The 17134-nt window shown below is 49.1% G+C and carries 16 protein-coding genes; 11 read left to right on the plus strand and 5 right to left on the minus strand.

Annotation, left to right across the window (positions count from 1 at the left end):
- Positions 1-205 (minus strand): hypothetical protein (locus ACJHVI_RS04310; protein WP_483183399.1); only part of this gene is annotated, 205 nt, incomplete at its 3' end.
- A 253-nt stretch (positions 206-458) separates the two neighbouring features.
- The gene (locus ACJHVI_RS04315) at positions 459-3029 is read right to left on the minus strand and encodes a TonB-dependent receptor domain-containing protein (RefSeq protein WP_483183400.1); all 2571 of its coding nucleotides are present in this window, start codon (positions 3027-3029) and stop codon (positions 459-461) included.
- Positions 3030-3388: 359 nt separating this feature from the next.
- On the opposite strand from ACJHVI_RS04315, the gene ACJHVI_RS04320 reads away from it, so the two are divergent.
- From ACJHVI_RS04320 to ACJHVI_RS04360, 9 genes are all read left to right on the plus strand, one after another.
- On the plus strand, positions 3389-4375 hold the full coding sequence (locus ACJHVI_RS04320; RefSeq protein WP_483183401.1) for an ABC transporter substrate-binding protein: 987 nt from the start codon (positions 3389-3391) through the stop codon (positions 4373-4375).
- Positions 4375-5142, plus strand: coding sequence for an ABC transporter ATP-binding protein (locus ACJHVI_RS04325; RefSeq protein ID WP_483183402.1), 768 nt, complete (start codon positions 4375-4377; stop codon positions 5140-5142). The genes ACJHVI_RS04320 and ACJHVI_RS04325 overlap by 1 nt, the downstream gene beginning before the upstream one ends.
- On the plus strand, positions 5135-5938 hold the full coding sequence (locus ACJHVI_RS04330; protein ID WP_483183403.1) for an ABC transporter permease: 804 nt from the start codon (positions 5135-5137) through the stop codon (positions 5936-5938). The genes ACJHVI_RS04325 and ACJHVI_RS04330 overlap by 8 nt, the downstream gene beginning before the upstream one ends.
- Complete coding sequence (locus ACJHVI_RS04335) at positions 5935-6639, plus strand: tetratricopeptide repeat protein (protein WP_483183405.1); 705 nt, start codon at positions 5935-5937, stop codon at positions 6637-6639. Before ACJHVI_RS04330 ends, ACJHVI_RS04335 begins: the two co-directional genes overlap by 4 nt.
- Positions 6640-6650: 11 nt before the next feature.
- Positions 6651-7706, plus strand: a complete 1056-nt coding sequence (gene recA, locus ACJHVI_RS04340; protein ID WP_483183406.1) for a recombinase RecA — start codon at positions 6651-6653, stop codon at positions 7704-7706.
- Complete coding sequence (locus tag ACJHVI_RS04345; protein ID WP_483183407.1) at positions 7693-8148, plus strand: regulatory protein RecX; 456 nt, start codon at positions 7693-7695, stop codon at positions 8146-8148. Before recA ends, ACJHVI_RS04345 begins: the two co-directional genes overlap by 14 nt.
- On the plus strand, positions 8141-8596 hold the full coding sequence (locus tag ACJHVI_RS04350; RefSeq protein ID WP_483183408.1) for a DUF1810 domain-containing protein: 456 nt from the start codon (positions 8141-8143) through the stop codon (positions 8594-8596). The genes ACJHVI_RS04345 and ACJHVI_RS04350 overlap by 8 nt, the downstream gene beginning before the upstream one ends.
- Before the next feature lie 5 nt (positions 8597-8601).
- The gene (gene alaS / locus ACJHVI_RS04355) at positions 8602-11214 is read left to right on the plus strand and encodes an alanine--tRNA ligase (protein ID WP_483183409.1); all 2613 of its coding nucleotides are present in this window, start codon (positions 8602-8604) and stop codon (positions 11212-11214) included.
- Positions 11215-11300: 86 nt separating this feature from the next.
- Complete coding sequence (locus ACJHVI_RS04360) at positions 11301-12527, plus strand: aspartate kinase (RefSeq protein ID WP_483183410.1); 1227 nt, start codon at positions 11301-11303, stop codon at positions 12525-12527.
- 288 nt (positions 12528-12815) lie between these two features.
- On the opposite strand, the gene ACJHVI_RS04365 is transcribed toward ACJHVI_RS04360, so the two are convergent.
- On the minus strand, positions 12816-13877 hold the full coding sequence (locus ACJHVI_RS04365) for a porin (RefSeq protein ID WP_483183411.1): 1062 nt from the start codon (positions 13875-13877) through the stop codon (positions 12816-12818).
- Positions 13878-14073: 196 nt separating this feature from the next.
- Positions 14074-14883, minus strand: coding sequence for a sulfite exporter TauE/SafE family protein (locus tag ACJHVI_RS04370; protein ID WP_483183412.1), 810 nt, complete (start codon positions 14881-14883; stop codon positions 14074-14076).
- Positions 14884-15351: 468 nt separating this feature from the next.
- Here ACJHVI_RS04370 and ACJHVI_RS04375 point away from each other — a divergent pair, with 468 nt between their 5' ends.
- Both ACJHVI_RS04375 and ACJHVI_RS04380 read left to right on the plus strand, forming a co-directional pair.
- Positions 15352-15633: an AbrB/MazE/SpoVT family DNA-binding domain-containing protein gene (locus ACJHVI_RS04375; protein WP_483183414.1), complete on the plus strand. Its 282-nt coding sequence runs from the start codon at positions 15352-15354 to the stop codon at positions 15631-15633.
- Positions 15630-16028, plus strand: coding sequence for a type II toxin-antitoxin system VapC family toxin (locus ACJHVI_RS04380; RefSeq protein ID WP_483183415.1), 399 nt, complete (start codon positions 15630-15632; stop codon positions 16026-16028). Before ACJHVI_RS04375 ends, ACJHVI_RS04380 begins: the two co-directional genes overlap by 4 nt.
- 199 nt (positions 16029-16227) lie before the next feature.
- Here the strand turns inward: ACJHVI_RS04380 and ACJHVI_RS04385 are convergent, their stop codons facing one another.
- Positions 16228-16809 carry an NYN domain-containing protein gene (locus tag ACJHVI_RS04385; RefSeq protein WP_483183416.1) on the minus strand — a complete coding sequence of 194 codons (582 nt, stop codon included), beginning with the start codon at positions 16807-16809 and terminating at the stop codon, positions 16228-16230.
- Between the last annotated feature and the right edge of the window lie 325 nt (positions 16810-17134).

Below are 17134 nucleotides of genomic sequence, written 5' to 3' on the forward strand. Positions count from 1 at the left end.
TGTTGAAAGCAGCCAACAAGTTAAGGCTAATTGCGCCTATTGCTGCCTGAAAAGGCGGTAAACAGCCTGAAATGGGCTGTTTAATCAGGGTGAATGGGTAAAATTTGGGCACATAATGCCATTTTTCTTGAAAACCCCAAAACAACTTAAATGCTTTGAGGTTTTGCAAAGGTTTCAATTTGATATTGAACGCGCCGCCCAACACCCGAATTGCCCCAGTGCAAAGGAATTAGTGGAATATTTCCAGTCATAATATTCAAATTTCCCGCAGCGCAAATTCAGCCGAAAAGGTGCTAGCCATTCCGAAAGCAATGTCGGATACAAGTATTCGACCTGATCGATTGAAAAGCGATTAATTTTGTTATGAATTAACTATACTTTTTCAATTCTTTGACTATATATGATGCCCCCTGTTTTACTATTGCGATATAAACAGGGGGCAAAGCTATCTTCGCTTTTTAGAAGCGGTAGCTGAAGCTGAGCTGGGCATTGCGTCCCGGTGCCGGCATATAGCTTTGGGCTAATGGGTCGAGATAGTAGCGATTAGTGAGGTTGTTCAGCGAGAGGTTGATTTCGCTGTTATCACTGGGGCGGTATTGCACAAAGGCATCGTACACGCTGACAGGGCGGTAGTAGATTTGCGGTGTTGTCGGGCTTCTTTGCCATGCTTTGTCGATTTTGGCGGTGGGCGCGGAGGTGTAGCGCATTCTGCCGCCAAGACTGAGTTTGCCGTCTAGGAAATATAACCCTGCGCCGAGATTGAGGGCATATTTGGGCGGGTTTTGCGTGTTGGTGTAAGAACCGCCGTAGCTGCCGTCGGTGCAATGCGGCACATCGATGCCGCGTTCTTTGCTTAGGACTTCGGCGAAGTCTTTGTCGCAGGTGTGGGTGTGGAGGTAATGAGTGGCCGAGAGGTCGAGGTAGCCGTGTTTGTTATGATAGCTGCCTTGCAATTCGATGCCGTCCACTTGGTATTTGTCGGTGTTTTCAAAGGTCATGATGCCGTTGTTGTTTGGTCGCCAGTAGCGGGTGATGTAGTTGTCGGTGCTGTTGTGGAAATAGGCGATTTTGCCGCTGAGACGGTCGTTTTCTTTAAACAGGTCGCGCTGTGTGCTGCTCAAGCCGATTTCCCAGCTGCGCAGTTTTTCCGGCGAGAGATTGTCGCCCGCCAGCGTTTGCGGCGTGCCGATAGTGGTTTCAAATAATGAGGGCAGGCGCAGCCCCTGCGTGTAGCTGATATAGGCGAAACTTTCGGGAACAAATTCATATTTGATGCCTGCCGAGAAGCTCAAGCCTTGGTCTTTCTGCGTTTTCTTCTCGGCAAAATTAAAGCCGGTCACGACCTCTCTAGTGTTTTCGCCGCGTATGTTTTCATGTTCGATGCCGTATTTTGCCTTAAATTCCTGATAGTTTAGCCCATCAAAGGGGTTGGATTCGTCTTTATACACAATACCGTTGCTTTTGCGCGGGTCGTTGCTGTCGTTATATTCGCCCTTGGCATCAGGAAACCAGTTGAGAAAGCCGTAATTGCGCCAACCTGAACTGGCAACAAGAATAGGTTTGTATTTTCGTTCTTCGCGTTGCGGCACGGCGACGCGGTTTAGGTCTTCGCTTTTATAGCCTTGGTATTTTGCCCCTGCCCACAGTGTGATTTGCTCATGCGGTTGGTAGTCGAGTTGAGTATTGAAAGCGTATTCAAAGCGTTTGGCATCGCGCAGATGGCGATTGGAAAAGCGGTCATTGTCGGAAATATCCACGCCCGATTGCGGTTTGATTCTTTCGTTTTGCAGCGATGCGCCAAAAGTAAGATTCACATCGCCGATTTGGGCGCGGTTGCCTAAGTCCAAGCCGTAGCGGGTATTGTTTAAACGTACCCAGCCTCGGTCGGTGACGTATTCCTGACTTTTCGGCACTTCTACGGCGGTAATTTGTTCGGTTTTCGCCTGCGTAATCCAAGCGCGGGCATTGAAATCAATCAAGGGATTATCTTGCGGCTGATAGCGGTAATCGGCACTGAGGCGGTGGATATTTGTTAAGCCGTAGGGGTATTGCGTATTGCCGCCGCGTTCGTAACGCATAATGTCCGAGGGCATGATTTCGCCGAATTTACCTTGATAATATTGATAATTCAGCCCGAATTCCTGTTCGGCGCTTGGATAAAAACCCGCTTTTAATAATACCGACTGCGTGTCAGAGGCGGAATTTAGCACTTCTTCCCCTGCTTTATAAGACTTGGCAACGGTAAAGACTTCATCGCCATGTTTGTCATATTCGCGGTAATCCTCATAGCCTTTTCTGCCGGCAAAATAATTGCCTTGACGACTTTTGGCTACTGCCGCCACAATGTCCGCATAATCATTGCGATAGGCAAAGGCGATGCTGCCGGCATGCGCATAATTTCCGCTCAGTATTCCGGCAGGACGCTGTGCCGGTTGGCTTTGGAAATATTCATAATCATCGTCAATTTCCGCGCCGTTGCGCGTTCTACCGTCGGCTTTAATCGTGTTATTCCACAATTTGCCGCTGATTTTTACGCCGAATTGTTTGCCGGCGGGAATAATCTCTTGCGCGGAAATGGTTTTCATCTCAACCGCGCCACCCAGCGCACCGATACCGTTCATATCCGTACCTTTATTGACTACGATTTCGGAAATCAAAGCAGGATCGATATAACTTCTTTGCTGCGTGCCGGCATAGCCTCGGTAAACGTCTAAGGCTTGCTGCGTACCGTCTACGCGCACCGCCACACGGCTTTGCCCTTGCAAACCGCGAATATTCACATCTAAGCCGCCACCATTGCGTACATCGCCTAATTCAACGCCCGCCTGATTTTTCAAAACATCGCCGGGCGAGAGAATAGCAAATTTGTTAAAATCTTCTGCTGCAATATAAACGCTTGATTTAGGAGCGGAATAGACGGCTTCTTTGGCTTGGGATTTCTCGCCTTCCACCGTGACAGGGTTAAGGGAAATTTGCGCCATTGCAGGCAGGGCATAAGATAAGGCTAAAAATAAAGCGCTTCTTTTCATTAAGCTCTCTCCAAAAATAATGGGTTTCAAAAAAACCGAGACCTTTGTAACATTCCCTTATTTGGCATATTTGTTTGCAATGTGTTTCTTGAATACTTGTCTATCTATTTGATTTGTATTCATATTATTTGATGTTGTTATTGTGAAAGCAGCCAAATCTCGGGGTTTGCAAAAGTCTCAGATGTTGCGAGAAGAAATAAAATATTATTATAAGATGATAATTGTTAGCAATTTCAGTCTTACTCTTATTTGCTTTGCGATTGAGAAAACGGCTGTTTTTTCGCCCCGATTTTGGAAAGATGGTGTTATGATGCGCGTTTTGCTTAAAACACAGGGGATACGAGATGAAAATAGGAAAAATGCTTGCATTAGCAGCAGCTTTGCTCAGTGTGCAAGTCTGGGCGGAAGCGATTAAAGTAGGCTATATCAGCCTGCCTGCGCATGGGGCGAATTTCATTGCCAAAGAGCGCGGCTATTTTGCCGAGCAAGGCTTGGAAGCGGAAATGGTGCGCTTTCAGTCCGCACAGCAAATGGCGGTGGCGATTGCTTCCGGCGATGTAGATTACGGCATTACTTCGATTACCGGCGGTTTGCTCAATTTGGCGGCGCGCGGCGATGCGGTGCGGATTTTCGGCGGTTCTTTGATGGAAGATCCGTCCGTGGAAGGTCAAGTGATTTTGGCTTCCAATCAGGCTTATGCAGCGGGTTTGCAGTCGCCTAAGGATTTGGCGGGCAAACGTTGGGCGGTAACCACCGCCGGCTCTTCTTTCAGCTATATGGGCGGGCAAATTGCCGCCGCGGCGGGCGCAGATGCCAAATCGCTGAAGATGATTCCTTTTAACGGCATTCCGACGATTACGGCGGCGCTTTCCACCGGTCAGGTGGACGCTTGGTCCATCCAGCCGGCAATTGCGCAGCGCCTGCTTGACAAGGGCGAGGCAAAGATAATCGGCAAAGTGGCGGATTATTTGCCGGATTATCAAGTTACAGTTTTATTCACTTCTACCAAGAACGTGCAGGAAAAACCTAATCAGGTCAAAGGTTTTAAAACGGCTTATGCTCGCGCCATCGACGATTACAATAAGGTGCTGGTCGAGCATCAGGGCGAGGCGGCGGAAATTGATGCAGTCGTTGCGGCGGTGCATAAATATGTGCACAGCGATGAGCCGCTCGAAAAAGCCAGAGAGTTGATTCTGCAAAACAATATGAAACTCTCCGAAGGAGCGGCATTAAACCGCGCCGATGCGCTCAAGCAAATCGAATGGTTTAAGGCGGAAGGCTCGGTGCCGGCTAATCTTGAAGGCGAAAAAATCCTCACCCCCGATGCACACGAGGCGGCGCAGTAATGCAATTAAGCATTCGCGGTTTACATCATTTCTATCAAGGGCGTCCGATTTTGCAAGATATCAATCTTGAGATAAATGCCGGCGAAATCGTCTGCATTATCGGGCCGTCCGGCTGCGGCAAATCGACTTTATTGCGCATGATGGGCGGCTTGGAACGCCCGAGCCGCGGCGAAGTGCTGTGCGGCGGCGAACTGCCTAGCGGTACACTGAATCTTTTAACCTATATTTTTCAGGACTTTGCCCTCTTGCCTTGGCGGACGGTGGCAGGCAATATCGCCTTGGTCTTGGAAGGACATGGCTTAAGCCGTGCCGATAAGCAGGCGCGGATTGCCGATGTACTGGCGCGCACGCGTTTAAGCGATTTTGCCAAGACTTGGCCGCGGCAATTATCCGGCGGCATGAAGCAGCGCGTGGCGATTGCGCGCGCTTTGGCGGTCAATCCCGCCGTCTTGCTGATGGACGAGCCGCTGTCGGCTTTGGACAGCCAGACTAAAGAATTATTGCTCGATGATTTTGTTAATTTATGGCATAGCGCGCCTTTTTCCGCCGTCTATGTTACGCATAATCTGAACGAGGCGGTGCGCTTGGGGCATAAAATCGTAGTGCTGACGCGCCGCCCCGGCAAAATCCGCGAGATTGTCAGCATTGACAAACCTTTGCAGGATCGACAAGCCCATGCCGCCGATTTATTGGAAATCGAACAGGCTTTATGGGCGTCGATGCGGCAAGAGGCGGAAGAAGCGGAATGGGAGTTAGTCGATGGCTGATATATCCACACAATTACAGCCTGTGCCTTTAAAAGCCAAGGTGTTCAGCCGCTTTGTGCCGCGCTGGGTCGCGCCGGCGGTGTTTATCGTCTTAATTGCGCTCTGGCAGCTGTGCAGCAGCTTGGGCTGGGTCAATCCGCTGGCTTTGGCTTCGCCTGATGAAGTATGGCAGCAATTGCACTATTTGTGGCAAAGCGGCGGTTTGCAGGAGCATGTGGGCGCGAGTCTGCGCCGTTTATTGCTGGGCTGGAGCTTGGGCAGTCTTTTGGGCGTGGCGGTAGGCTTGGTTATCGGTTTGTGGATTTATGCCCGCGCCGGCTTGCTGCCCTTGGTATCCGCCCTCTTTCCCGTGCCGAAAATCGCGCTCTTACCGCTGTTTATCGTCTGGTTCGGTACCGGCGAAGGCTCAAAAATCGCCACTATTTTATTCGGCGTCTTCTTCCCTACCGTCATCGCGACCTATGCTGCTATCGATGGCGTGGACAGAGGCTTAATCCGCATGGGACAATCCTTTGGCTTATCCACATGGGCGCTGATTCGCAAAATTCTGCTGCCGGGCGCCTTGCCGGGCATTTTGGCGGGCTTTCGCATTTCTTTCTCTATCGGCATCACGATGCTGATTGCTGCGGAAATGATTGGCGCGCAAAACGGCATCGGTACTTATATCCTCAATGCCGGAGCTTTGTTCCGCTTGGATCAGCTCTTGGCAGGGGTGGTGCTTTTATCTTTATTGGGTGTCTTGGGGGCTTGGTTAATCGGCTTGGTGGAAAAATACGCTTTACGGTGGCGGGAATGAGAAAACAGATAGGGATTTGGCTGTATTTGATCACGGCAGCGGCATGGGCGCAGCAAAGTAACAGCGAACCGCCGGTGGCATTACTGCCCAGCCAAGGCAATGTCGGCACAGGCGAGCAATTGCTGCAAGATGCACAGCAGGGCGTGGGCGCAGTTGCCAATCCTGCGGCAAATCCTGCGCCGCAGGCAAGGGCGCAAACAATGGTACTGCCGCAAGGCACGATTTCCAGCGCACCGCTGGCAAGCATGCAGGCTGCGCCGCCGTGGTCGGGCTATCAGGCGGCAGAATCTTTGGCGGCAAACGGCAATCCCGATTTGGCACTCAAGCAATTGGAAGCGCGTTTGGCGGCAGCGCCCGATGATGCGAAAGCCGCCTATCTCAAAGGCTTAATCCTGATGCAATTGGGGCGCAGCGAAGATGCCGAACGCTGGTTCAACATGATGCGCAGCAATTTCCCCAAACTGCCGCAACCTTATAATGCCTTGGCGGTCATTTATTCGGGACGCAACGATTGGGCGGCGGCGCAGCAGGTGCTGGAAGCCTTATTGGCGATTGAGCCGAACCATCATAATGCGCGGCTGAATCTGGCGAACGTACATCTGCGTCTGGCGCGCCAGCAATACGAAGCCGCCCTCAAAAACAAACCCAAAGATGCTATGATTATGCAAAAATTACAGCAACTCGATGCTTTACAAAAATAGGAACGCAATCAATGAATGACGAACAGAAAAAAGCCCTCGGCGCGGTGCTTGCCCAATTAGACAAACAATTCGGCAAAGGCACGGTCATGCGCTTGGGCGAACAGGCCGCACAACACGATATTCAAGCCATCTCTACCGGTTCTTTAGGCTTGGATATTGCGCTCGGCATCGGCGGCTTGCCCAAAGGGCGGATTGTAGAAATCTACGGCCCCGAATCTTCGGGCAAAACCACTATGATGCTGCAAGTGATTGCCCAAGCGCAGCAGGCAGGTGGCACGGCGGCATTTATTGATGCCGAACACGCGCTCGACCCCGTCTATGCACGCAAATTAGGCGTAAATACCGATGATTTATACGTTACCCAGCCCGATAACGGCGAACAAGCCTTGGAAATTACCGATGCTTTGGTGCGCTCCGGCGCATTTGACGTGATTGTGGTGGATTCAGTCGCCGCCCTCACGCCCAAAGCGGAAATCGAAGGCGAAATGGGCGATTCCCATATGGGCTTGCAGGCGCGCTTAATGAGCCAAGCTCTGCGCAAACTGACGGCGAACATCAAAAAAGCCAATACTTTAGTCGTTTTCATCAACCAAATCCGCATGAAAATCGGCGTGATGTTCGGTTCGCCGGAAACCACCACCGGCGGCAATGCGCTGAAATTCTATGCCTCCGTGCGTATGGATATCCGCCGCATCGGCTCGGTGAAAGACGGCGAAGAAGTTTTGGGCAACGAAACCCGCGTCAAAGTCGTGAAAAACAAAGTCTCGCCACCGTTTAAGCAGGCGGAATTCGAGATTTTATACGGCGAAGGCGTATCGCGCGAAGGCGAGATTATCAAATTGGGCGTAGATACCGATATCATTCAAAAATCAGGCGCTTGGTATAGCTACAATAATGAAAAAATCGGGCAGGGCAAGGAAAAAGTCCGCGCGTATCTGAAAGAAAATCCGCAATTGGCGCAGGAAATCGAAGCGCAAATCCGTGAGAAATTCATCGGCGGCGAAGCCAGCCTGCTGGAGTCGCGTGAGGAAAGCGACAGCAGCGGAGAGGATTTTGACAACGAGTGATTTGGCAGGCGCTTTTGAAGCGCAATGCCTGCAAGCCCTGTCGCGGCGCGAACACAGCAAAGGCGAACTGCTGGCGAAAAAAACAGCGGAATTGGACGAAGAAAGCGCCGTCGCCGTGATTGAGCGTTTGGCGGAGCGCGGCTGGCAAAGCGATTGGCGTTATTGCCAAAGCTATGTGCGCAGCAAAAGCAATAGCGGCAACGGCGCCTTGAAAATCAAACAAGGCTTGCAGCGCAGCGGCATTTCTGCCGAAATGCTGCGCGAGGCATTAGAGGAAATCGACTGGTTCGCCCTTGCCGCCCAAGTCTATGCCAAAAAATACCCGCAAACGACAAAAGACCGCGCCGAGCGCGCCAAGCGGCAACGCTTTATGGCGCAGCGCGGTTTCTCTTTTGAAGAAATCCGACATGCCGAATCTTGCGCGGAGCACGAAGATGGCTGATGTGCAGCGTTTTTTGCAGGCACAGGAAGCCGTCTATATGCAGGCTTTGGCAGAAATTTGCGCAGGAAAGAAAAGTAGCCATTGGATGTGGTTTATGTTTCCGCAAATTCAAGGCTTAGGGCAGAGCGCCATGGCGCAAAGCTATGCCATCGCCGATTTAGAAGAAGCGCAGGCGTTTTTGCAGAATCCGATTTTGGCGGCACGCTTGGAAAGTCTTGTCGCCGCCGTGCTCACGCACAGCCAATTGTCGGCGGAAAGCATTTTCGGCGCGACCGATGCGCTGAAGCTGCGTTCCTGCATGACGCTGTTCAGCCTTGCCAATCCCGATATTGCCATGCCCTTTTTGGCGGTATTGAAACAAAAATTCGATGCCGAGCCTTGCCAAGCCACTTTGGCGATTCTCGGCGTTTCTCCTTCTCTTTTTTCAACTTTAGTACATTCACAATGAAAAAAATGACTACAGCGGAAATCCGCAGCGCTTTTTTGAATTATTTTGCCGAACAAGAGCATAAGATTCTTCATTCCGCTTCTCTTGTGCCGGGTAACGACCCTACTTTGCTGTTTACCAATGCCGGCATGGTGCCGTTTAAAGACATTTTCATCGGCGCGGAAAGCCGCGATTACAAACGCGCCACCACCGCGCAAAAATGCGTACGCGCCGGCGGAAAGCATAATGATTTGGAAAACGTGGGCTATACCGCGCGGCATCATACCTTCTTTGAGATGATGGGCAATTTCAGTTTCGGCGATTATTTCAAAGCCGACGCCATTCCTTTTGCCTGGAATTTGCTGACCAAAGTATTTGAAATTCCTGCCGAGAAACTTTTGGCGACTGTCTATCATGAAGACGAAGAGGCTTTCGGCATTTGGCGCGATGTCATCGGTTTGCCGGAAGAACGGATTATCCGCATCGGCGACAAGCCGGGCAAAGCCAAATATGAGTCGGACAATTTCTGGGCGATGGGCGACACCGGTCCTTGCGGTCCTTGTACGGAAATTTTCTACGACCACGGCCCGCAGGTTTGGGGCGGGCCTCCGGGCTCTGCCGAAGAAGACGGCGACCGCTTTATTGAGATTTGGAACATTGTGTTCATGCAATTCGAGCGCGATGCGGCGGGTAATATGAAACCTCTGCCTAAGCCTTCGATTGATACCGGCATGGGTTTGGAGCGTATGACGGCGGTAATGCAGGGCGTGCATTCCAATTACGAGATTGATTTGTTTGTAAATCTGCTTAATGCGGTGGCAGAGGCGGTAGGTTGCGCCAATGAGGGGCAGGCTTCTTTAAAAGTGATTGCCGACCATATCCGCGCCACCGTATTTTTAATGACGGACGGCGTATTGCCCGGCAATGAGGGACGCGGCTATGTGCTGCGCCGCATTATGCGCCGCGCCATTCGTCATGGCTATAAATTGGGGCAGACGCAGCCTTTCTTCCATAAATTAGTTGCGCCGCTGGTTAAAGAAATGGGTGCGGCTTATCCCGAGATTGCCGAGGCGGAAAATCGCGTGCGCGAGGCGATTTTGCGCGAAGAGCAGCGTTTTGCCCAAACCCTTGACGGCGGCATGCAGGTCTTGGAAAAAGATTTGGCGACTTTGCAAGGCACGGAGATTTCAGGCGAAACCGTGTTCAAACTCTATGACACTTTCGGTTTCCCTGTGGATTTGACCGCCGATATTGCCCGCGAGCGCAATTTAACGCTGGATATGGCGGGTTATGAGGCGGCGATGAACCGTCAGCGCGAGCAAGCCAAAGCGGCGGGCAAATTCCATGCCGATACGCAGTACGCTATTGAGGGCAAAACGATGTTCCGCGGCTATACACAGGAAAAACTGCGCAGCACGATTCGCAACATTTTTGTGGACGGTCAGGCGGTGGATAATCTGAATTACGGCGATGAGGCGGTGATTGTGTTGGCGGAAACGCCTTTTTACGGCGAATCGGGCGGTCAGGTCGGCGATACCGGCGTGATTTACAGCGCCAATGGGGAATTTTTAGTCAGCGATACGCAAAAACAAGGCGATAATTTCCTGCATTTCGGCACCTTGCAAAGCGGACAATTATTTGCCGGCGATACGGTCGATGCCAGAATTTCGCGTTCACGCCGCCGCCAAATCAAGCGTCATCACAGCGCCACGCATTTATTGCACCGCGCTTTGCGCGACACCCTCGGCAGCCATGTGCAGCAAAAAGGCTCTTTGGTCGATGAATTTAAAACGCGCTTCGACTTTTCGCATGAGGCGGCATTAAGCGCCGAAGAAATCGAGGCAGTGGAGCAAGCCATCAATAAGCAAGTGATGGCGAATGTGGCAGTCAGCATCGAAGAAATCTCTTATGACGCGGCGCGTGAAAAAGGTGCGATGGCGCTGTTCGGCGAGAAATACGGCGATGTGGTGCGCGTGGTCAGCATGGGCGACGAGGATTATTCGATTGAGCTGTGCGGCGGCACGCATGTAAGTCAGACCGGCGATATCGGCTTGGTGAAAGTGATGAGCCAAGGCGCCGTCTCGGCGGGGGTTCGCCGCATCGAATGCGTGGCGGGCGAGGCTTTATTGACGGCGATGCGCGAGCAAAGCGCCGTCTTGCAGCAATTGGCAGCGCAACTGAAAACCGATGCGGCGCAATTGCCGGAACGTGTGGAGCATTTGCAGCAGCAATTGAAAGCGGCGGAAAAACAAGTCCAGCAATTGAAACGCGAATTAGCTAGCGGCGGCGCGCAAAACGAAGCGGCGGCGCAAAGCATCGGACAATGGAAGGTCTTGGCATTGCAGCGCGACGGCTTTGACAATGCGACCCTGCGCGACAGTGCCGACCAATTGCGCGATCAGCAGCAATTAGATGCCGTTGTGATTGGCGGAGTGGACGGCGATACGGCGCGTCTGGTGGTCAGCGTTAGCAAAGCGGCGGTTGCCAAAGGCTTGCATGCAGGCGATATTATCCGCCAATTGGCGGCGCATATCGGCGGCAAAGGCGGCGGTCGTCCCGATTTCGCCCAAGCCGGCGGCAAGGATATTGCCGGTATGGACAAAGCATTGGCGGCTTTGGCGGAAGTTTTGCCGCAATAAGCGCATAAAGAGGATTTGCCGTGCTTTCGCACGGCATTGGGGCAATCCGCAGCAGTCTGCGGTGTTTTAAAGAGGAAAGAAAGGAAATGGCGTTAATCGTACAAAAATATGGCGGCACTTCGATGGGCTCGATTGAGCGCATTGAAAATGTGGCGGAGCGCATTATTCGTGCGCGAAAAGCGGGGCATGACGTGGTGGTAACCGTATCGGCGATGAGCGGCGAAACCAACCGTCTCATTGCTTTGGCGCATGAAATCAGCAAGCGCCCCAGTCCGCGCGAGATGGACGTGTTGATGAGCACGGGCGAGCAAGTCTCTATCGCGCTTTTGGCAATCGCTTTGAATAAGCGCGGCTATCCTGCGGTATCTATGACAGGCTGGCAGGCGGGCATGCAAACCGACAATGCCTACATGAAAGCCCGCATCACCAATATCGACAAAGACCGCATTCACGATGCCTTGAAACAAGGCAAAGTAGTAGTCGTGGCAGGCTTCCAAGGCATCAATCCCGACGGCGACATCACCACGCTGGGACGCGGCGGCTCCGATACCACCGGCGTGGCATTGGCGGCGGCTTTGGGCGCGGCGGAATGCCAGATTTACACCGATGTGGACGGCGTATATACCACCGATCCGCGCGTTGAGCCGAAAGCGCGCAAACTCGACCGCATTACCTTTGACGAAATGCTGGAAATGGCGAGCTTGGGTTCAAAAGTACTGCAAATCCGTTCTGTGGAATTTGCAGGCAAATATAAAGTGCCGCTGCGCGTATTATCTTCTTTTGAAGACGACGACAGCGAAGGAACATTAATTACTTTAGAGGAAAATGCTATGGAAGCAGCAGTTATTACCGGTATCGCCTTCAGCCGCGATGAAGCGCAAATCAATGTATTCGACGTGCCTGACGAGCCGGGCATCGCCTATAAAATCCTCGGCCCGATCGGCGAAGCCAATGTGAATGTGGACATGATCGTGCAAAATATCGGCGAAAACGGCAAAACTGACTTTACCTTTACCGTGCCGCGCGGCGACGTCGAGCAATCGCTGGAAATCCTCAATGCGCAGTTAAGCTCTTGGGAAGGTGTGAAAATCAGCAGCTCGGACGTGGCGAAAGTATCGGTTGTCGGCTTGGGTATGCGCTCGCATGCGGCGGTTGCCAGTACTATGTTCAAAGCCTTGTCGGAAGTGGGCGTGAACATCCGCATCATTACTACCAGCGAAATCAAAATCTCGGTCGGCATCGACGAGAAATTCCTCGAACTGGCGGTGCGTACCTTGCATGAAGCCTTTAATCTCGACAAAGCGGCGGAATAAAAGCACCGCACAGCGTAAAAAACAAGACCGACAATTGTCGGTCTTGTGCGTTTTGGCAAACTCTTTTTATAGTACCTTAACTTCAAAATGAGACTTAGAGATACACATTTTGTCAGGAGAAGCGCTTAGAATAATCTCATTTTGAAGTTAAGAGACTATACTACTTTTTCACTTTTCCGACTATACATTTGTCGGATTCAAGAATCCGACCTACAATAATGAGACAAAGAAAAAGGCGAGAGATTGCTCTCTCGCCCTCTACATCCTTGTAGAAAATCTCTAATCAGATTAGAAATTGTGACGCAGACCTACACGTACAGTGTAGCCGTTTTTATCATGACCAAGTTGCTTATTCCAATCAATATATTCGCCTTCAACATAGGTATAAGTACGTTTGCTGAAGTTGTATTGGTAACCTAAAGCATAAGTATAGATGTTTTCATCAGCTTCATGTTTTTTCAAATCAGCTACACCAAAACCTGCGCGGAATGTGTTAGGACCAAGATAGTATTCACCGGCTAAAGCATATTTTTGACCATCAGCCCAAGCCAAACGATCAGATTTAGCAGCACGTAGATCGTTACCTTCTTTATGCTCTGCACTGAAAGCTACTAAGAATTTATCATTACTATATTGAGCAGCAAGACCAACAACATCAACAGATTTTGAAAGGTCGCCTACACGAGTACCTACAGGGCTAGTAGCAGTAGCTTTAGTTAAAGTACCATTACCTGTGTCTAATGATGAGTAAGCCAAACCTACATAGAAACCGTTTTGCGCATACCATGCACCTACTTGATAAGCAGAGAATGCTTTGCTATCTGATACGTTTACAACATCAGAGCTACCGTCTAATACGCCGGCAACACCGAATTGGAAACCGTTGAAGTTAGGTGATACATAGCTGATAACTTTGGGAATACGTCCACCGCCAGTCGCTGTACCAAAGTGTACATTGTCGCCATAGAAGTTGTTTTCAAAGATATCGGCTTTATTAGTAACTACTTTGTACAGTGAATCTTGTAGACCGAAAGTTACAGTACCGAAGTTACCGGTCAAACCAAGGTAAGCATAACGAGTTTTATCAACACCGCCATTCACATCAAAGCCAAATTCCATTTTGTAGAAAGCTTGCAAACCATTGTTCAGGTCTTCAGTGCCTTTAATACCGAATTTAGCAGATGAGGTATCTAAATTCCAACGGTTTTCATTTAATGAATTGCTGATAGAACCATTCTTAGAAACTTGAGTTTCAACACCTAATGAACCATAAAGAGTGGTGGTGTTTTCAGCTTGAGCTGATGCGATCATGCCTGCGGCAACGCTTAATGCGATAAGAGCTTTTTTCATGTGTTTTCTCCAATGAGATAAAAGTGTTTTCAAGGATTGCCTAATCCGAGGGCAATAGTACTGCTTTTTTTGCAGGGGTGCAACAACTTTGTTGCATTTTACCAACAAAAAAATTTTTGTTGTTTTTTCACCACAGCTTAGTGTACTGTTCCGCCGCCTTCTGCTTGCGGCGAAGGCTTTTTCTTTCCCCATTTTCTTAGAAAAAGATTTTATCGATCATTTTCGCCACGATGCAGAGTAGGAAGATGCCGAAGGCTTTTTTAAGTTTATCTGCTGGCAGGCGGTGCGAGAGTTTGACACCGAGCGGCGCAGTCAGCATGGTGGTGATGGCAAGCGTGAGAATGGCGGGGAGGTAGATAAAGCCTAGGCTGTAAGGTGGCAGCGCGGCGATGTTTTGCCCTGAAAAGGCGTAGCCTGTTGCGCCGGCAAGAGCGATGGGCCAACCGAGCGCAGCGGATGTGCCGATGGCGCGGTGTACGGCGATATTGCAGTAGGTCAGATAAGGTACGGTCATTGCGCCGCCGCCAATGCCTACCCAACTGGAGAGAATACCGATAATGGCAGCGGCTATGCCCAGTCCTTGTGCAGAGGGGAGTTGTCTTTGCGGATTGGATTTGATGCCGAGTAGTGAACGAATGGCGATAATGCTTGTGAATACGATGAAGAAGATTTGCAGGGCTTTATTGGGGAGGTATTGGGCAATGACGGCGCCTAATGCCACGCCGATAATCTCGCCGATGCTCATGGGGCGGAAAGCGCGCCATTCAATGGCTTGTTTGCGGTATTGCGTCCATGCGCTTGAAAAGGAGGTAAAGACCATGACGGCAAATGAGCTGCCGATAGCGATGTGCTGGGCTTGGGCGAGTTCGCCGAAGCCTTGCATTTGCAAAAGCCATAAGATGACCGGCACAAGGATTAAACCGCCGCCCACGCCGAATAGTCCAGCGATAATACCGGCAAATGCGCCGACGGCGAGAAGCATGGAGAGAATGGGCAGTGTCCACATGGCGATTTCCTATGAGTTGCTTGCTGTAAAAGCGGGACATTTTAATAAAATGGGGGGCTTTTTTCAGGATTTTATAGTCTTCATAACGTCAAAATAAAATTATTACAAGCGCTTCTTATGACAAAAATGCACATCTCTATAGTCGGAGAAGTGAAAAAGTAGTACAAGGCGGCGAGCCGCAGACAGTACAAGAGCGTACGGCAAGGCGAGCCAACGCCGTAATACTTTTTCAATTCTTCGGCTATACCTCTCATTTTGACCTTAAGGTACTAAATAATGCGCTACGGTGAGGCAGGTACTTAACAGGCAATGGCAAATGCCGGCGGATTTCGTCATACCGATAGACAAGCTAGTCATATCGATTAAAAGGACGAATAAAAATATAGCAACAATTCAATATTTTATTATTTGATTCATCAAATAAAGTAAGGCATAATTCATTGATAAACCTTACCATCAGGAGACTCTATGGTTGCACAATTAAAACTCACTTCTAAGGGACAAATCACCCTAAAAAAAGAATTCTTACAACATTTAGGCGCTGATGCCGGAACGGTGCTAGACGTAGAAAAACTTGCAGACGGAGCGATCAAAATTTCAGCCAAAAGACCGGAAAAAAACTCTTCTTTTGCAGAATTTGCAGGATTGTTTAGCAATCACAGCGGCAAACAATTCACCATCGAAGAATTAAACGATGCGATTGCCGATGCTTATGCAGAAGCAGGTATGCAAGGAATTTCTAATAAATGAAAGTCGCTATTGATACCAATATTTTAGTCAGGCTATTCGTGATAGATGATGAAAAACAGCATCGGCAATCATTGGAAATTTTAGATCAGGCGGAGAACATCATCATTCCAACAACTGTCTTTTGCGAGACTATTTGGGTATTGCGAAGACTTTACCAACAATCGAATCACGACATCTACAATAAGTTGTCGCATTTTCTTACTCATCCGAAATTGATATATGCGCAAGCAGAAGTAGAGGCGGGTTTTGCTTTTATGCGGGAAGGCGGTGATTTTGCCGATGGTGTCAATGAATATGCCGGTAGTCAATTAGGCGCAGAAAGTTTTGCAACTTTTGACCAAAAAGCGATTAAGCTGTTTAAAAAGCTAGGAAAAAATATGTATAGTCATTCATGACAAAGGAGAACGCTTAAAGCCTTATATTCCTTATTGTTTACACCAATATGTAAAAGTCATGTTTTGTGTTGTTTTGAGATGAATTTACTATCAATATCAGATTCAAGATTAAACCGCGTGGGCAACAAGTTGCCCACCCTACCTTGCCTTGCTATTTCAGTTCTTCGACTATAGTAGAAATTTTTAGGAAGCCTGAAAATTATTTCATATTAGCTGGTTTGGGGCATTGAGTTTTCAAGCCGTCAATGTGTTCCATTAAATCAATTGGAATATGATTCCACATGGGATCTAAAATAAAATCAATACCTTCGCGACGTGCCAATTTTGCAGCAGGTACAAAATCCGAATCCCCCGAAAATAGAACAATTTTATCAGCTTGTTGCTTCAAGGCGATAGAAGCAATATCCAAGCCAATACGCATATCCACGCCTTTTTGCTTTACATCTAACATCACATCATTTTCAATAATATCGATGGCGGAGTCTTTTAAGAAAGCTTTCATGACGGGCGGTTTCAATACCCAAGCGGCATTGTCAGACAATTTCCCCAAACGCAATGCCAATTTACGCTTTTTCTTTAATTCATCATGTAATTGATGTCGGAATTGGGCTTCGGGTGTTTTAGAAAAATCAATTGCTTTGGCAGAAATCGGATTGTGCATTTTCTTTTCAAAAGGCACACAATCATAAAAAAAGATACGATATAAATCATCAAATTTCTCATATCCCTGAATATCATATTTTAGATGCAGCAAAGCATAGCGAAAAGCCAAATCCGCCATACGTTTAGCATCATAATGGTCACGACATAAATTGAGCGCACGAATGCGTTTAATAAAAAATGCACCGTCAATTATAGTTTCTTCAGATTAAAATGAGACAATAAAAACTTCCAAAATATTGAAAAATATTTCAATATTTTGTTTTAAGGTGTATCATTTTAATCTGAAGAGACTATAGAATGGCGGGCAAAGGGACATTTTAGGTGCTAAAAAGTTTGAAAAGCCCTATTCTGTAAGGCTTTTAGCGAGGTCAAAAGCTTTGAACACAAAAAATGCTTTTTCTGTGGCTCAAAACAGGTCAAAAAAGATGGCAGACAAAATCATC

It is taken from the genome of Suttonella sp., from assembly GCF_056855035.1.

Bases quoted from the DNA above. Each gene is read 5' to 3' on its own strand.
- ACJHVI_RS04335 (WP_483183405.1), top strand. From the start codon at position 5,935: ATGAGAAAACAGATAGGGATTTGGCTGTATTTGATCACGGCAGCGGCA.
- ACJHVI_RS04380 (WP_483183415.1), top strand. From the start codon at position 15,630: ATGAAAGTCGCTATTGATACCAATATTTTAGTCAGGCTATTCGTGATA.
- ACJHVI_RS04365 (WP_483183411.1), bottom strand. From the start codon at position 13,877: ATGAAAAAAGCTCTTATCGCATTAAGCGTTGCCGCAGGCATGATCGCA.
- ACJHVI_RS04350 (WP_483183408.1), top strand. From the start codon at position 8,141: ATGGCTGATGTGCAGCGTTTTTTGCAGGCACAGGAAGCCGTCTATATG.
- ACJHVI_RS04315 (WP_483183400.1), bottom strand. From the start codon at position 3,029: ATGAAAAGAAGCGCTTTATTTTTAGCCTTATCTTATGCCCTGCCTGCA.
- ACJHVI_RS04360 (WP_483183410.1), top strand. From the start codon at position 11,301: ATGGCGTTAATCGTACAAAAATATGGCGGCACTTCGATGGGCTCGATT.
- ACJHVI_RS04370 (WP_483183412.1), bottom strand. From the start codon at position 14,883: ATGTGGACACTGCCCATTCTCTCCATGCTTCTCGCCGTCGGCGCATTT.
- ACJHVI_RS04385 (WP_483183416.1), bottom strand. From the start codon at position 16,809: ATGGCGGATTTGGCTTTTCGCTATGCTTTGCTGCATCTAAAATATGAT.
- ACJHVI_RS04325 (WP_483183402.1), top strand. From the start codon at position 4,375: ATGCAATTAAGCATTCGCGGTTTACATCATTTCTATCAAGGGCGTCCG.
- recA (WP_483183406.1), top strand. From the start codon at position 6,651: ATGAATGACGAACAGAAAAAAGCCCTCGGCGCGGTGCTTGCCCAATTA.
- ACJHVI_RS04320 (WP_483183401.1), top strand. From the start codon at position 3,389: ATGCTTGCATTAGCAGCAGCTTTGCTCAGTGTGCAAGTCTGGGCGGAA.
- ACJHVI_RS04330 (WP_483183403.1), top strand. From the start codon at position 5,135: ATGGCTGATATATCCACACAATTACAGCCTGTGCCTTTAAAAGCCAAG.
- ACJHVI_RS04375 (WP_483183414.1), top strand. From the start codon at position 15,352: ATGGTTGCACAATTAAAACTCACTTCTAAGGGACAAATCACCCTAAAA.
- alaS (WP_483183409.1), top strand. From the start codon at position 8,602: ATGACTACAGCGGAAATCCGCAGCGCTTTTTTGAATTATTTTGCCGAA.